The organism is Vibrio inusitatus, from assembly GCA_024346935.1.
Lineage (GTDB): Bacteria > Pseudomonadota > Gammaproteobacteria > Enterobacterales > Vibrionaceae > Vibrio > Vibrio inusitatus.
In genome coordinates this window covers 441,430-456,541 of the sequence record AP024879.1, presented here as the reverse complement: position 1 = coordinate 456,541, position 15,112 = coordinate 441,430, and the positions used below count along the sequence as shown (strand labels likewise).

11 protein-coding genes are annotated in these 15,112 nt (G+C 42.0%); 7 read left to right on the top strand and 4 right to left on the bottom strand.

Going from position 1 to position 15,112, the window contains the following annotated elements:
- Window positions 1-3: 3 nt before the first annotated feature.
- Window positions 4-516, bottom strand: coding sequence for a magnesium transporter (locus tag OCU48_RS15075; RefSeq protein WP_167496161.1), 513 nt, complete (start codon window positions 514-516; stop codon window positions 4-6).
- A gap of 454 nt (window positions 517-970) precedes the next feature.
- On the opposite strand from OCU48_RS15075, the gene OCU48_RS15070 reads away from it, so the two are divergent.
- The 4 genes from OCU48_RS15070 (at window position 971) to OCU48_RS15055 (ending at window position 7,553) form a co-directional block, all read left to right on the top strand.
- Entirely contained in the window at window positions 971-1,870 is a 900-nt protein-coding gene (locus tag OCU48_RS15070; protein WP_141344633.1) for a LysR family transcriptional regulator, read from the top strand.
- A 79-nt stretch (window positions 1,871-1,949) separates the two neighbouring features.
- Window positions 1,950-3,032: an efflux RND transporter periplasmic adaptor subunit gene (locus OCU48_RS15065; RefSeq protein ID WP_141344632.1), complete on the top strand. Its 1,083-nt coding sequence runs from the start codon at window positions 1,950-1,952 to the stop codon at window positions 3,030-3,032.
- 8 nt (window positions 3,033-3,040) lie between these two features.
- Window positions 3,041-6,091 (top strand): efflux RND transporter permease subunit, encoded by a 3,051-nt coding sequence (locus OCU48_RS15060; RefSeq protein ID WP_141344631.1) that lies wholly within the window; start codon window positions 3,041-3,043, stop codon window positions 6,089-6,091.
- A gap of 10 nt (window positions 6,092-6,101) precedes the next feature.
- Window positions 6,102-7,553: an efflux transporter outer membrane subunit gene (locus OCU48_RS15055; RefSeq protein WP_141344630.1), complete on the top strand. Its 1,452-nt coding sequence runs from the start codon at window positions 6,102-6,104 to the stop codon at window positions 7,551-7,553.
- Window positions 7,554-7,679: 126 nt separating this feature from the next.
- Here OCU48_RS15055 and OCU48_RS15050 read toward each other — a convergent pair whose 3' ends face one another.
- The 3 genes from OCU48_RS15050 to dkgB all read right to left on the bottom strand — a co-directional run bounded on the left by OCU48_RS15050 (window position 7,680) and on the right by dkgB (window position 10,745).
- Window positions 7,680-8,636, bottom strand: coding sequence for a polysaccharide lyase family 7 protein (locus OCU48_RS15050; RefSeq protein ID WP_141344629.1), 957 nt, complete (start codon window positions 8,634-8,636; stop codon window positions 7,680-7,682).
- Between the two features lie 248 nt (window positions 8,637-8,884).
- Window positions 8,885-9,754: an endonuclease/exonuclease/phosphatase family protein gene (locus tag OCU48_RS15045; protein WP_141344628.1), complete on the bottom strand. Its 870-nt coding sequence runs from the start codon at window positions 9,752-9,754 to the stop codon at window positions 8,885-8,887.
- 187 nt (window positions 9,755-9,941) lie between these two features.
- A complete protein-coding gene (gene dkgB / locus OCU48_RS15040; protein ID WP_141344627.1) occupies window positions 9,942-10,745 on the bottom strand; it encodes a 2,5-didehydrogluconate reductase DkgB in 804 nt (267 codons plus the stop codon).
- Window positions 10,746-11,003: 258 nt separating this feature from the next.
- Here dkgB and OCU48_RS15035 point away from each other — a divergent pair, with 258 nt between their 5' ends.
- The 3 genes from OCU48_RS15035 (at window position 11,004) to OCU48_RS15025 (ending at window position 15,105) form a co-directional block, all read left to right on the top strand.
- Window positions 11,004-11,384 carry a DUF2750 domain-containing protein gene (locus tag OCU48_RS15035; protein WP_141344626.1) on the top strand — a complete coding sequence of 127 codons (381 nt, stop codon included), beginning with the start codon at window positions 11,004-11,006 and terminating at the stop codon, window positions 11,382-11,384.
- A 185-nt stretch (window positions 11,385-11,569) separates the two neighbouring features.
- On the top strand, window positions 11,570-13,318 hold the full coding sequence (locus OCU48_RS15030) for a polysaccharide lyase family 7 protein (protein ID WP_208727105.1): 1,749 nt from the start codon (window positions 11,570-11,572) through the stop codon (window positions 13,316-13,318).
- A gap of 224 nt (window positions 13,319-13,542) precedes the next feature.
- The gene (locus OCU48_RS15025) at window positions 13,543-15,105 is read left to right on the top strand and encodes a polysaccharide lyase family 7 protein (RefSeq protein ID WP_141344624.1); all 1,563 of its coding nucleotides are present in this window, start codon (window positions 13,543-13,545) and stop codon (window positions 15,103-15,105) included.
- Window positions 15,106-15,112: the final 7 nt, after the last annotated feature.

Below are 15,112 nucleotides of genomic sequence, written 5' to 3'. Positions count from 1 at the left end.
GGATTATTCCTCAGATGCTTTAGTTTGTTTTCGGCCTGAAAGACCATTGCTGATGATCTTAGAGATGGAATCTCCAATCACATCCCAACGTGAAAATGCAATAATAATCGCTAGTACCCACCAGGTTTTATTGATGAATAGGCCACATAATGAAAGAGCAAAAACGATTTGAGTGTGAGCACTCGACATTTTTGATGCTTTGTGGACCGCGACTTCATGCAATTGCCAGAATAGATACACCATATATACAATGATTGCTAAGGTGACGAAAAAAACAAAACCCATGAAAACTTCAGAATCGAGTAGTTTGAGGATCGTAGGGTATCCATCAACAAAATATTCAGCGGGTAAATCCTTTCCGTGGATTGATCCTAGTTTGGATAAAGCAACAGATGCTCCAGCGATAACGCCAAAAACAATCACAGCTTTAAGCAAATATGAGAGGATGGAAATTATGCTCCTTGCTATTTTTCTTCCCGTACCTTCGTTAGAAGAAGGTAAAGAGGTAGCAGACATTTTATTTTCACTTCTTGTTATGAATTCGCGTGAACTTTAAGCTATTTACAGCGTAATGTAGGAATATGCGTTATTCCTTTTCTTACACACACACTTAAGCACTGCTTACGCATAAACAGTGCCAACTCATCAACAATATAAAACAACTTAATTCAACTTTAGGTACTACAAAGCACCAAAGAATATACCAAGCAACAACATCGCAATTGCTATCGCAATGTGCCCTACTTCAATCGGCCCTAGTCCAAATTCGAGTTTTATCATGTCTATATTCTCCTTTTGCTACTCAGCTTATTGTAACTAAGCCCTTAACAGAGATAACGACACTAAGGTTTAGATCGATTATTAAACTGACTTATGAATAAATACTAAAGCTATTGGCTATATCGAACGTCGTCCAACTAAGATATCCTAAACCACACTTATTTGTACTCACGCAGACAATAGATTTTTCATGAAAACTGAAGACCTGAAACTGTTCCTTCACGTTGTTGAGTTGGGTAGTTTTACCGCTGCAGCAAACGCCCTCGACCTACCTCGTGCAAATGTCAGCAGACGCATTAACGATCTAGAGAAAGAACTCAATACACAACTATTCCATCGCACTACTCGTTCACTCTCGTTAACTCATAACGGTGACAGTTACTTTAGCAAAGTACAGAAGGTCGTAGAGCTTTTGGACGATGCCAATCAAGCAGTTACTTACTCTAGCCGTGAAGTGTCAGGGAAAGTCAAATTGGGCTTACTCGCTGAAACTTACGAGTTCGTTCAGTGCTCTCTATTTGATTTTCATGATATGTACCCAAACGTGGAGCTTGATCTTCGTACCGTGAGTAATGGCTTTCAAGAAATCTATCAATACGGTTTAGACATCTCTTTCCATGGCGGTGAGTTAGAAAATTCAGACCTAATCGCTAAGCCTCTAATGCCACTCAATCACAGCTTACTCGCTTCACCAGATTACATTAGTAATAATGAGCGCATAGAAGTATTAACGGACCTGCATAAACACAAAGTAATGTGTTATCGCTGGCCTAGTGGCAATGTAGATAACTTGTGGCATTTTGAATCTGGGCAAATTTCAGTCTCCCCTTGGCTAGTTTGTAATAGCATAGGCTTTCTTCGTAGAGCGCTGATTATGGGAAGAGGGATTGGATTTTTACCTGAACTTGTGGCTAAAGAGGAGTTACAACAAGGTAAACTAATTAAAGTATTGCCTGATCACCCCGCCGTACCTAATCAATCCTACTTACTGCATCCGAAACCACAGACTTTAAACTATGCCAGTCGTTTATTGATAGAATATTTATTACAAAGAATTCCGCAGGATTCACTATTGTCACAAAAATCATGACAGTGATTCTTAAATGAGACTGATTATCTCTTTCGATTAAACACTTACAATCGGGCTACTAAAATATAGGAGCCCGAATATGCAGTATTCAAAAACAATAATCGCAAGCGCAATAGCCTTGTTGCTTAGCGCATGTCAACAGGTAGAATCCACACCTAAACTCGCATCTGAACCTCAGCGCAGTATTCAGGTTGTAGAGCTGAAAGATCCGTCATTTAAATCAACAAAACAATTCACCGGTGTCGTCCACTCTCAAGAAAAAGCGGGGGTTGCTTTTCGCGTTCCTGGAACCATTGACGAACTTCTGGTCAGAAAAGGCGATGTGGTAAAAAAAGGCGAAACCATTGCTCGTCTAGACCCACATGATTACCAAGTTGCTTTAGAGGAACTAGAGGCTCGAATGCTTGAGGCTAAATCAGCACACAAGCTTGCTAAGGCAGAACTTGCACGAGTAAAACAAGCCATTAAAGACGACGCAATAGCGAGTGTAAATCTTGACCGCGCCATCAGCGGTTATGAGCGCAGTTTATCTGCGGTAAAGGTAGTGCAAAAAAACATCCAGCGAGCTGAAGATACATTGAGTTACACAGAATTAAAGGCTCCATTTAGTGGTGTCATTGGAAACGTCAATTATGAACAACATGAGCAGGTTCTTCCCGGTATATCGGTGGTGTCACTGCAAAATAACGATGAGCTCGAGGTTGATATTGATGTTCCTGAAAATTTACTTCACGAGTTCAAAGCAGAACAACAAGTAAATGTCACTTGGTATCAAGCTAAACAACCATTACAGGCAACAGTGAGTGAAATTGCCACCAAGCCCCATCTAATCAAGCAGACCTATACTGTCACTATGACCTTGGACAACCCATCTCATGATGTTTTCCCAGGAAAATCAGTAACCGTTTTGGCTGATTTATCGCTCACTGATTCTTCTTACTGTGTTCCTTATTCCGCCCTTTTGGGTAACAAACACGAAATGCACGTAAATGTCGTTGAAGATGGCATCATTGCTCCCCGCTCTATTAATCTTGATTCCATTGATGCGAATACCGCCTGTATTAACGGTGATTTCTCCACGGGAGACCACATTGTCATCAGTGGTACACACTACCTTAAGGAAGGTGATAAAGCAGACAACATCACTGTACGGGAGCTATAGGAACAAGCATGATTAATCTAGCTGAATTTGCCATCAGACAACGTACCTTTGTACTCTTCTTCACAGTGCTGAGTATCATCGCTGGACTGTATTCATACTTTGATCTTGGAAAATTGGAAGACCCCACATTTACGGTTAAAACGGCTGTAGTAGTAACGCTTTACCCTGGCGCAAGCGCTGAAGAAGTGGAACAACAGGTCACTGATACCGTAGAAACTAAACTGCAAGAAATGGCGGAGCTGAATCGCTTACGCTCCCTATCTCGCCCTGGTATTTCTATGGTGTTTGTCGACCTTAAAGAAAGCCTCAATTCACAAGAACTTCCCCAGCAATGGGATCTGCTACGCCGTAAAGTATCAGATGTGAAATTGCAATTACCAACCAGCGCTCAGATCTCAATCGTTCAAGATGAGTTCTCGGAAGTGTATGGGATGCTGTTTTCCATTCATAGTACCGATGCGGCCCCTGAAGAACTGCGTCAGTATGCAGAGGAGTTACAACGCAGAATCAAAACCGTCTCGGGCATTAAAAAAATTGAGCTTCATGGTGTCCAACCTCGCGCGGTTTATATCGATATGCCTAACGAACGTTTAGCACAATACGGCTTATCAGTTGCTCAAGTTTGGAGCCAACTGAACACTCAGAATATGACTTTCGAGGCAGGCCAATTTGCAGCTGACCAGGAACGTATAAGAGTTGCGCAAACCAGTGAATTTAAGTCTTTATCTGATATTAAAAATCTAATTATCAAAGGCGGTATCAGTGAACTTGGAAGCGGCATGATCCGATTGGGTGACATTGCCGATGTTAACATGGGTTATCAAACACCAGCGCTCACTGAAAACCGATTCAACGGTGAACCGTCTGTTACGCTTGCTGTTAGCCCAGTAAATGGTATCAACGTTGTATCTCTAGGCGATACTATCAATCAAATCATTGATGATTTTGAAGCAGAACTGCCACTAGGGGTCGACGTATCGACGATTGCTTATCAGCCTGAGCAAGTGCAAATTGCTATTGATGACTTTGTAGTAAACCTACTTGAAAGCGTTGCAATCGTGTTTGTTGTATTACTGATATTCATGGGTTTCAAGAGTGCAACTATCGTTGGTACGAGCCTGTTAATCACTATTCTTCTTACCTTAGTTTTCATGAATGTCATGGAAATAAATCTGCATCGAGTTTCTCTAGGTACCTTCATTCTTGCCTTGGGCATGTTAGTTGATAACGCCATCGTCATTACCGACATGATGCAGTCTAAAATGAACAAAGGCATAGAAAAAACCAAGGCTGCTATTGATTCAGTGAAAGAAACTGCAGTGCCACTGCTAGGTGCAACAGTAATAGCGATTATGGGTTCGAGCCCAGTGCTTTTTTCAAAAACAGATGCCGCTGAGTTTGCTGGTTCAGTATTTAGCATAATCGCTTCTTCGCTAATGTTATCGTGGATTATTGCTATGACATTAACTGCGCTATTGTGTTGGTTGTTCTTAAAACCGAATAACAAAGGTGCAGATCAAAAGAGCCCACTCCTATCCAAGATGATCAACGCTATTGTTGACCATCCAGTCAAAACTCTCGCTACACTAATACCGCTGATTATAGTCACAACTCTATGCGTACCCTACATTGCAATCAACTTCATCCCACAATCTGATAGACCCATTGTGTTTCTAGATTACTGGCTTCCAAATGGTGCCAAAATAGAGCAAACCTCTGACGATATGAAACAGATTGAACAATGGCTACTCGCCCAACCAGAAGTAAAAAGCATTTCTACATCAGTAGGAGCAAGTGCACCAAGGTTCTCGGTAACTGTAGAGCCAGAGCCACTTGATCCCGCTTATGGGCAAATATTGATTAACACAACCGATTACTTTGCGATAGATGGTCTTGTAGCACGCGGAGATAAATGGCTTGCACAAGCTTTTCCCAATGCTGAGCCAAGGTTTAGGGCACTTAAATTGGCTACTGCAGACAAATATGCCGTAGAAGCTCGCTTTTCAGGGCCAGACGAAGAGGTACTACACCAGCTTGCAAATAAAGCCAAAGCAATATTTGAAAGCCACCCCGATGCAAAATACGCTCGTGATGACTGGCGTCAGCAAAGCAAAATGTTACTACCCATTATCAACCAAGACAAAGCATTGCGAGCGGGTATTAATCGTGCGGATATCGCCTTTGCAATGAAGCGAGGTACTAACGGTATGCCGTTGGGTCGCATGAATCTGAACGATGAGTTGATTCCGATCCAACTGCGTGGGTCAAATCAAGATATGACATCTCTAGAGACTTTACCTGTTAAATCACTATTGGGACTTCATTCTGTTCCTCTAGGCCAAGTTGTCGATGGATTCGAGTTAACAACAGAAGAAAGCATGATTTGGAGGCGTGATCGCGTCAAAACCATAACTGCTCAAGTCGCTGTCGAACGCTACACCACCCCTGCCAACGTTCGAAATGCGTTAAAAGATCAGATCGAAAGTATCTATCTTCCACCTGGATACAGCATGGAATGGGGCGGTGAATATTATGATGAGAATAAAGCAGTCACTGACATCATCAAGCAATTGCCAAAAGCTCTGCTGGTTATGACCATCATCATGATTGCACTGTTTAATGGCTTTAAACAGACCGTCATTATTTATACCACCCTACCCTTGGCAGCAACAGGTGCGACGTTTTCACTGCTGCTATTCGATAAGCCATTTGGTTTTATGGCTTTGATTGGCGCAGTGACCTTAACCGGCATGATCATTAAAAATGGCATCGTATTGATGGACCAAATTGAACTTGAAAGACGCAATGGCCTTGAGCTTTCAGATGCGATAAAAGAAGCCACTATGAACCGAACAATGGCTATATCTATGGGAGCTTTAACCACTGCTCTAGGGATGATTCCGCTGTTAAGTGATTTATTGTTTGATCAAATGGCAGCCACCATCATCGGCGGATTAGCCGCAGCGACCGTTCTTTCTTTAATGGTAATGCCAGCGATGTACAAGCTTGCATACAGACAAAAAGAACCTAAACAGACCATTAGCACAGAATTGGCATAAGGGAACTCTCATGAATTTAGTAAAAAAACTGGCTCCCATTACGTTAGCTCTATTGATTACAGGCTGTGCTGTGGGGCCAGACTATCAAAAGCCCGAGACCACACTCGCTCAAACCTACCTGTATGCTGGCAGTGAAGCGAGTATCGATTCAGAATATTGGTGGAAGCAATTCAATGATCCTACCTTAAACGAAATGGTCATTAGTGTTCAGCAGCAAAATATCCCTCTGCAGTTGGCAGCTGAGCGCATTAAAATGGCGGATTCCTATAAGAACGCTATCGAGTCGTTTAAAGTACCAACGGTGAGTATTGGCGGTGGTTACTATAACTACCAACTCAGCAAAAATGACTCTATGCTAGGTCCCGCTTTAAATCCAATAGATGTACCTGGAGCAGGATCAGTGACACTGCTCGACAACCAGCACGATGGCGGATTTGTCGGTGGTTCAATCAACTGGGAACTGGATCTATTTGGAAGGATTGATCGTCAAACCAACGCGGCCTCAATCCGTGCTGAACAGGCAGAGATCTTTCAAAGTGGGCTCACAACCTTGATAACTGCAGATCTAGTACACAACTACGTGCAATATCGAGGTGCAAGAGAGCGTAAATTGCTCGCAATGGAAAACATTGAAGATCAACGTAAAACGTTAGCTTTGGTCGAAAAAGTAGTAAGATCCGGTTATGGGTCAGAGATGGATTATGCACAAGCAAAGGCCATGCTTGCGGCTACTGAGTCCATTATTCCACAATTAGAAATCGCTGAGCAGGTGCACAAATATCGCCTTGCTATTTTGCTGGGTGAACCACTCACTCAGATTGATGTTCGATTAGCTGACGATAATGAGTTGCCAGAATTCTCTGCTTTAATTCCTGTAGGCTTACCTTCAGATTTGGTTAAGCGTAGACCTGATATTCGAATGGCTGAAAGAGAAATGGCAGCAGTGAATGAAGAGTTAGCGGCAAGTGTAGCTAACCGTTATCCAAAGTTCTTTTTAACTGGATCGCCTGGCGTGTCTGCTAGTAGTTTTGACGACCTATTTAGCAGCGATTCTTTTGGTTGGGCTACGGCTGTCGGCGTTAGCTGGAATGTATTTGATGGAGGTAGAGGCGAGGCTATGGTTGAGTTGAATGAAGCGCGCTTCAAATCAGCAGCGTTAAGCTATCAACATACCGTTGATTCAGCCTTTGCTGAAGTCGATTCGGCTCTATTCGCTTATGGTCGAAGCCAACAAAATCAAACTCAGCTTAATGAAGCTGTACAAGCGACAGATAAAGCAGTATCAAAAGCAAAATCCTTGTATAAGGCAGGCTTGATTGACCACTTATCGGTTCTAGATGCACAGCGTCAGCAACGTGTTATTCAAGATCGTCAAGTCGCTGCCAAACTACAATCTGCTAATAGTACAATTGCCGTGTATAAAGCGTTAGGCGGAGATTGGAGCACCACCCCACAAGCGTAAGCAATACCAATTGGAGCCAAGAACTGAGCAATCTAGCCTACTGTGATTAGTATAGATGCAATCATACAATGACAAACAAAAAAGCCACTTCAATATGAAGTGGCTTTCGTTTAGTCAATAATTTGATTAATGAGTTACTTTCAAATCGTAGAAAGTCGCTTGCACATAGTCATCTGGCTCACCTGTTTTATTCTGATTATATACGCCAGCCTTGAAGTACATATACTGCCCGCTTTCTTCGAAGCCGCTCTTAGACATATCTACTGATTTAACAATATCATCTTTACCTTCACGCATAATCGTCGCTGATAGCTCATTGCCTGTCACGTTGATGCGATAGCTAAATACTTCGCCTAACTTGATACCATCCTTAGGCTCTGCTGGATTAGCATCTTGATTGCCGTGATTGGGTAGTGAATTGCCAATCATGTCATGCCAAGTTTCATCACCAAAACCATCACGAGGTTCATGCGCAAAGTAAATTGACCCAGTTTCATGCTGTGGCAATTTTCTGTAGTAAAGACGAATTGGTTCGTCTTTGTTAGCGTGAATCTGACCCACAATAACACGTCCTACCTGCCAGTTTTTACCTGTTGTAGTAACATGATCAACCTTAAGCGTAGCTTCAAGCGTACCGTCTACCCCACCAGCCTCTTTTTGATCGGCTTCAGAAGCGCTTGAGAATACCCAGTTATTGCCATTTACGCCTTTAGTTCTATGAGAAGTGTCGCCACGACGCATCATTTCGCGCAGTTCTGAGCGAGTGTAGGTCGTGTTCTTAGAGGTTTTAGCACCTGCAATTGGGGCTTTAAAAACCATGCCACCGTCTTCAGCTAGGTAGAAGAAATCCGCATCTGAATATCCACCAGCCAACTCATTCTCTTTAATTTGATCCGATTTTCCATCGCCATTTGAGTCGACAGGTACACTAATCGTCCAACCGAGAAGGTCAAATTTATCAGACGGTGCTTTAGTTTCAGCTTGCACACTTGTGCTCATAGCCAAAGCAGCAACGAAAGTTGTAATGGTGCTAAACACGAACTTCTTGCTGTTAGAATCACGAAGGATCTTGGTATTAATCATTTTAGGCTCAACTCTATGTCGTATTATATGATTTATTAAAATACTAACATCGTAGCAAGGAATGATGCACACCGATAAATATGACACAGATCACACATTATTAATCTGGCTATGCACCCGACGAACAACTCAATCATTGAGCACATAAGTACACTGTGAATTATTCACAGTATCAATCTTTACTCTACGTAATGTTCTATATCTAGCACGATAACTAAGAGTCCTCCCAAAGAGGATTTATTGATTACTTATAAATTCAGACGTGTTTTAACCGGTACATGATCTGACCCTTGTATTTCTAGTAGAGCTTCTCGAGCACAAAGAGACACACCAGAATCGACATCAGTATTTAACCAAAAGTGATCTATTGCAGTCATAGCTAAAGCCGGTACCTGTATATCTGCTCGTGTCCCTTTCCAGCTTGCTACTGGTAATGACTCATAGCCAATAAATATATCTTTATAGGAAGGACTTGAAGCGGAAAGATTAAAATCTCCGATCACAATATTGGTATCCACAGCAGAACTAGTCACTAGATATTCGGCTGTTCTAATCAAAGCGTCTCGTCTATACCACAATGCTTTACTTCGAGGTGAAGGGGGATGAGCGGCAATCAACCCTATATCAGTACCTATTCTCGGTTGCCATATTCCGCGAATGATATTCTGCCCGTCAGGGGTGCGAAATACTGACATTCCATATAACAAATGACGACTTAATATTAATTGATTTGATGGATAACCCACTTTAGGTTGCCCACCATAACGATGAGGATAAAGCGTTGATAGATACGAAAAGGCTTGACCGTGTTCAGGAGAGACTTCTTGCATCACCACTAAGTCAGGCTCAGTGCTCTCTAGATAATCGATGAATTGTTTAAGATTAGTATTCTCAAAAGCCAAATTATATTGAACCACAGTGACACTGTCACCGCACGTTTCTTCTACTTTCGCTGTACTATTCGGTGTGAAAGAAAAAAATAGCAGTCCAATGCTAATATTTATCGCAAACAGAAATCTGTCCTTCAAGAAACCCGAAAGCAAAGACAAAGCGATATAAACAACAAACATTAAAACGGGAATCGCGGTGAGGTTTTCTGCCCACCAAGCTTCAGACATGAAATAGCACCATACCCAGATTGTGATAGGAATGGTGCTAATTAGGGAAAGAATCAATTTCTTGATATCAGCAAGCCTATGAAAAATAGTGACTAATTTACAGTTTAGCCACTATTTCTTAGTTTAGCCTCACAGTGGAGTAATTTCGGTATTTAAGGGTTTTCAATCGACGAGATATCCTTGGCAATCAATCCCAGTCTGGAGCGAAACTTGGGCTTGCAAGGCGATGACCTCTATCTAGCTTGGCGATCTTCTCCATATCGGACGCGGTTAGCGTCACTTTTTCTGACTGTAAATTGCTCTCGATATTGGCTTTCTTTGTTGATGAGGGAATCGTTACGAAATCGTTCTGACGCATCCAAGCAAGCACAATTTGAGCAGGGCTCGCATCATGCTCTTTAGCAATAGCTTGAATCGTTTCATCTTTCAGCACATCACCATACGCAAAAGGCATATACCCTGTCACTATCACCCCATTGGCTTCACAAAAATCAACCACCTTATGATTTTGCAAATATGGGTGCACTTCTACTTGATTGGTGTAAACCTCTCCGTCACCGATGATATTAATGGCTTTCTCAAGCTGAGCATTAGTAAAGTTAGACACGCCAATATGGCGAACCAAACCTGCATCTTTTACCGCTTTTAGTTCAAGAAGGTACACCTCCATTGGCACTTCATCATCTTTAAGCGGCCAGTGAATTAACAATAAATCTATGTAATCTGTCTTTAGCTTTTCTAAACTCTCATGAACGCTTAGTGCAAACTTTTCCTTAGAAAAGTTATCTATCCAGACTTTAGTGGTCAGAAAGATCTCTTCACGCGGAATAGATGAGTCGGCAATCGCCTGTCCCACTTCTTGTTCATTTCCATAAATCTGAGCCGTATCGATATGACGAAATCCGGCTTCTAATGAAATTTTCACCGAATCATAGCCTGCACCGTATTTGAGTCTGTAGGTGCCCGCTCCCAAAAGGGGTATAGAGTTCATGGTTTTCTCCAGTTAGTAGATACTGGAATAATTCTGGCAGAAAAATAGGCAGGAAAGTAAAAAGGTCGCACATTTTTAGTGCGACCTCTCAAAGTATTATTGGTATTTGAAAAGCTGACTATGCGATGGCTCCAACGGGAAACTGCTATCACTTTAGTTCGCTAACTTGTTTGATGCTGAAAAAGCGACTTGCTTCTCGCACTAGCAATTGCACGGGGTTATACTGTGTGGGACACATTTATATATCAAAGGCATGCAATGACTTCTGCTACTACTCCAAATGTCCCAAAGGATCCATCAGAGCGCTTTAACTTTTTCTTTAAGGCTGCAGTAAACGATAAGAAAATCTGGCTATTAATTGATGAGCACGGAAGTGTCATGCTAAACACTGAAGACGAAGAATGCGTCCCAGTTTGGCCTTCAGAAGAACATGCATTGCTTTGGGCGACAGGCGAATGGGAAGGTTTTACTGCTGAGCCTATTTCTATTGCTAAATGGAAATCGCGCTGGACTCACGGGCTTGAAGAAGACGAACTATCGCTGGTTGTATTCCCTGACCAAGAAGGTGAAGGCATCGTTCTATATCCTGATGAGTTCGAAATGGAACTCGTTAAGCGCGAGTCCAAGCCACAACGATAAACCAAAAATATCATCATTTAGGCCTGTCGAAAGATGGGCCTTTTTTCTGTCAAAAATAAAATCTTGTTCACAGTTCCATATCACCTATGTGCATATGCTCACAATTTCCACACCACGCAATTGACATAAAATAGTACAAATAACACTCTTAATTATTACTTTTTGTTACAGACGTTCTCATGGATATGAATAAATCAATTTTAGCATTGATGCTAACCACTACATTAATGGGTTGTGGGGGCAGTGATGGCTCTGATGAATCTAAAACCCCAACTGATCCTGATACTAGTGTACCCGTTGAGCCGGGTGATCCAATCGCGCCATATAGTATTACTAAATATCAAGATATTCTGTCCAATTCAGATTTACAGCAATCCGATCCCGATGGTAGCGCATCCAACAAAGAAACCGTTGTACGCGATGGCAATTTTTACGGGTATCTGGACGACTATTTCTATGCTCAGGAAAACACACAATACCTAGTCTTTAAGATGTCGAACTACTCCATGCGCAATGAAGTGCGTGAGAAAGACAATTTTGATATCAATGTTGAGGACGAAAAACGCACATTGTTGGCGGAAGTAAAGCTACCTAATATCGAAAATGCAATGAGCAATAGTTCTTCAAGTCGTGACGAAGTGACTTTTTTGCAAATTCACAACAAAGGCACCTCAAGTGATGGCACCGGCTACATCCCCCACCCTTTACTAAGAGTGGTATATGAGCTAGAGCGTGATGGAAAATATGGACACTACTGGGCTGTTCTAAAGAACAACGCTGTCGATTGTAAAGGAGACGGTTCCGATCCAGATTCAGCTGAGTGTCAGAATGCCTATGACCGAATCGATCTTGGTGAGGCAGACACTGATTCCTTTACTAAGTTTGAACTTATCGTCCAAGAAAATAACCTAGCTATTGAAGTTAATGACATCGTCAAAGTCGATCTTGACATCTCCTATTGGGAGCACTTACTGAGTTACTTCAAAGTTGGTGTATACAATCAATTTGAAAATGGTGAATCTGAAGCTCACTTCCGCGCTCTCAAAGTCCTAACTACTGACTCTGACACTGCATATGATTGGAATATCGATAGCTGGAAACTTACAATTCCTGCGAGCAAAAATGACTGGTATGGTTCTGGTGGTGACAGTGCTGCAGAGATCACTCCTGAACGCTGTAACGACAATGACAAAGACGAATTATCAAATGACGAGTCCGTCTACGACTATGACAATAGTATCGCTTACTTTAATGTAGAAAATGGACGAATGCATTTTAGAGCTGATATGGGGTACGGCTCTTCTACTGCCAACTCTAGCTATATTCGCTCTGAACTTCGTGAATTATTTATTAGCTCGGGTAATCCTGATTGTAGTACTAGTGATGAAGACACTAGTTGGTATCTAGATGATTCAAGAACTAATGACACTACCCACACGTTAAACGCCACCCTTAAAATCGAAGATCATCCTAACATCAGCCAACCTAAAGTTGTTTTAGGTCAAATCCATGGTTGGAAGATCAATCAAGCACTAGTTAAATTGCTTTGGGAAGGCGATAACAAACCCGTTCGAGTTATTCTCAATGATGACTATGAAATTAACAATCAAGACTGTAACCACTGCGAACCATTCAGTGTAGAACTTGGTACCTATGCCGCTGGTGAAGAATGGAGTTATACCATTCGTGCCGATGAAGATGGCATCTATCTAGCAACTTATGATACTGATGGCAGCAATCGCGTAGCTCACTCAATCCCTTGGGGTGAGAGTTACAAAGATAAAGATGGTGACACTGTTGTTTTGTCTTCAGATTGGACCTCTTCCGATATTGCATTTTACTTCAAAGCGGGAATTTATCCTCAGTTTAAACCTGAATACCCTGGTCAAATATTCGACGTTAGCTTCAGTTCTTTGAACATAGATCACTATTAGGGAATCCGAATTAGACCTTGATCGCATTTACAAATATTTATTTACATTTGTATTATTAAAATATGTATTCTCAATTTGTAAATGCACTGAGCAATCAAGTTCCATAAGGCATCAGAAGATGTAGAAGCACGGAAAGCGAAGCCTTCTTCATCAAAATTTAGTTACAAATTCTTTTTATACTACAAATTACATTGTTGGTTTTACAACATTAGGTGAATGGTTACATGAAACATATATATCTAAAAAGCTTGTTAGCGACTTCTGTCCTATTAGCAGTTGGCTGTACTTCTACTCCTTCAGCTCCTGAATTTCCAAACAACAAAGAAACAGGCGAAGCTCTACTTACTCCTGTTGCTTTAACTGCTAGTAGCCACGACGGTAACGGCCCTGATCGCCTTTTTGACCAAGATCTTACTACACGTTGGTCTTCAGCTGGTGACGGTGAGTGGGCAATGTTGGACTACGGTTCAGTGCAAGAATTTGACGCTGTTCAAGCAGCATTCAGCAAAGGTAATGAGCGTCAATCTAAATTCGATATTCAAGTGAGTGTTGACGGTGAGAACTGGACAACAGTTCTTGAAAACCAAATGAGCTCAGGTAAAGCAATTGGCCTAGAGCGTTTCCAGTTTGAGCCTGCAGTTAAAGCTCGTTACGTGAAATATGTTGGTCACGGTAACACTAAAAGTGGTTGGAACAGTGTGACTGAACTAGCGGCGGTTAACTGTAATGTTAACGCTTGTCCTGCTAGCCACATCATTACTTCTGACGTAGTTGCAGCTGAAGCAGTGCTAATCGCTGAAATGAAAGCAGCAGAAAAAGCACACAAAGAAGCACGTAAAGACCTTCGTTCAGGTAACTTTGGTGAGCCAGCTGTTTACCCTTGTGACACTACAGTAAAATGTCTACGTACTGAGCTTCCACCAACACCAGCTTTGCCAGCAACACCTCTAGCAGGTAATGCTCCAAGCGAAAACTTCGACATGTCATACTGGTACCTTTCTCAACCATTCGATCACGACAAAAATGGTCGTCCAGATGACGTTTCTGAATGGAACCTTGCAAACGGTTACCAACACCCTGAAGTTTTCTACACAGCTGACGATGGCGGTCTAGTATTCAAGTCTTACGTGAAAGGTGTTCGTACTTCTAAAAACACTAAGTATGCACGTACAGAGCTACGCGAAATGTTACGTCGTGGTGATATGTCATACAGCACCAAAGGCGTTAACAAAAACAACTGGGTATTCTCAAGTGCTCCTGAAGCTGACCTAAAAGCAGCTGGCGGTATTGATGGTGTTCTAGAAGCAACACTTAAAATCGACCACGCTACTACTACAGGTAATGCAAACGAAGTAGGTCGCTTTATCATCGGTCAAATCCACGACCAAAATGATGAACCAATCCGTTTGTACTACCGTAAACTACCAAACCAAGCAACGGGTGCAGTTTACTTTGCACACGAAAGCCAAGACGCAACTAAAGAAGATTTCTATCCTCTAGTTGGCGGCATGACTGCAGAAGTTGGTGAAGACGGTATTGCACTAGGCGAGAAGTTCAGCTACCGCATCGAAGTAGTTGCTAACACTATGACTGTAACCGTTAGCCGTGAAGGTAAAGACGACGTAGTTCAAGTAGTAGACATGAGCGAAAGTGGTTATGACGTTGGTGGCAAGTACATGTACTTCAAAGCAGGTGTTTACAACCAAAACATCTCTGGCGACCTAGACGACTACTCTCAAGCTACGTTCTACAAGCTAAAAGCATCACATAGTCAATACGAAGGTTAATTAACCC

Excerpts from the sequence above, each read along its gene's own strand:
- OCU48_RS15060 (WP_141344631.1), top strand. The coding sequence starts at position 3,041 with ATGATTAATCTAGCTGAATTTGCCATCAGACAACGTACCTTTGTACTC.
- OCU48_RS15075 (WP_167496161.1), bottom strand. The coding sequence starts at position 516 with ATGTCTGCTACCTCTTTACCTTCTTCTAACGAAGGTACGGGAAGAAAA.
- OCU48_RS15025 (WP_141344624.1), top strand. The coding sequence starts at position 13,543 with ATGAAACATATATATCTAAAAAGCTTGTTAGCGACTTCTGTCCTATTA.
- OCU48_RS15030 (WP_208727105.1), top strand. The coding sequence starts at position 11,570 with ATGAATAAATCAATTTTAGCATTGATGCTAACCACTACATTAATGGGT.
- OCU48_RS15050 (WP_141344629.1), bottom strand. The coding sequence starts at position 8,636 with ATGATTAATACCAAGATCCTTCGTGATTCTAACAGCAAGAAGTTCGTG.
- OCU48_RS15070 (WP_141344633.1), top strand. The coding sequence starts at position 971 with ATGAAAACTGAAGACCTGAAACTGTTCCTTCACGTTGTTGAGTTGGGT.
- OCU48_RS15055 (WP_141344630.1), top strand. The coding sequence starts at position 6,102 with ATGAATTTAGTAAAAAAACTGGCTCCCATTACGTTAGCTCTATTGATT.
- OCU48_RS15035 (WP_141344626.1), top strand. The coding sequence starts at position 11,004 with ATGACTTCTGCTACTACTCCAAATGTCCCAAAGGATCCATCAGAGCGC.
- dkgB (WP_141344627.1), bottom strand. The coding sequence starts at position 10,745 with ATGAACTCTATACCCCTTTTGGGAGCGGGCACCTACAGACTCAAATAC.
- OCU48_RS15045 (WP_141344628.1), bottom strand. The coding sequence starts at position 9,754 with ATGTCTGAAGCTTGGTGGGCAGAAAACCTCACCGCGATTCCCGTTTTA.
- OCU48_RS15065 (WP_141344632.1), top strand. The coding sequence starts at position 1,950 with ATGCAGTATTCAAAAACAATAATCGCAAGCGCAATAGCCTTGTTGCTT.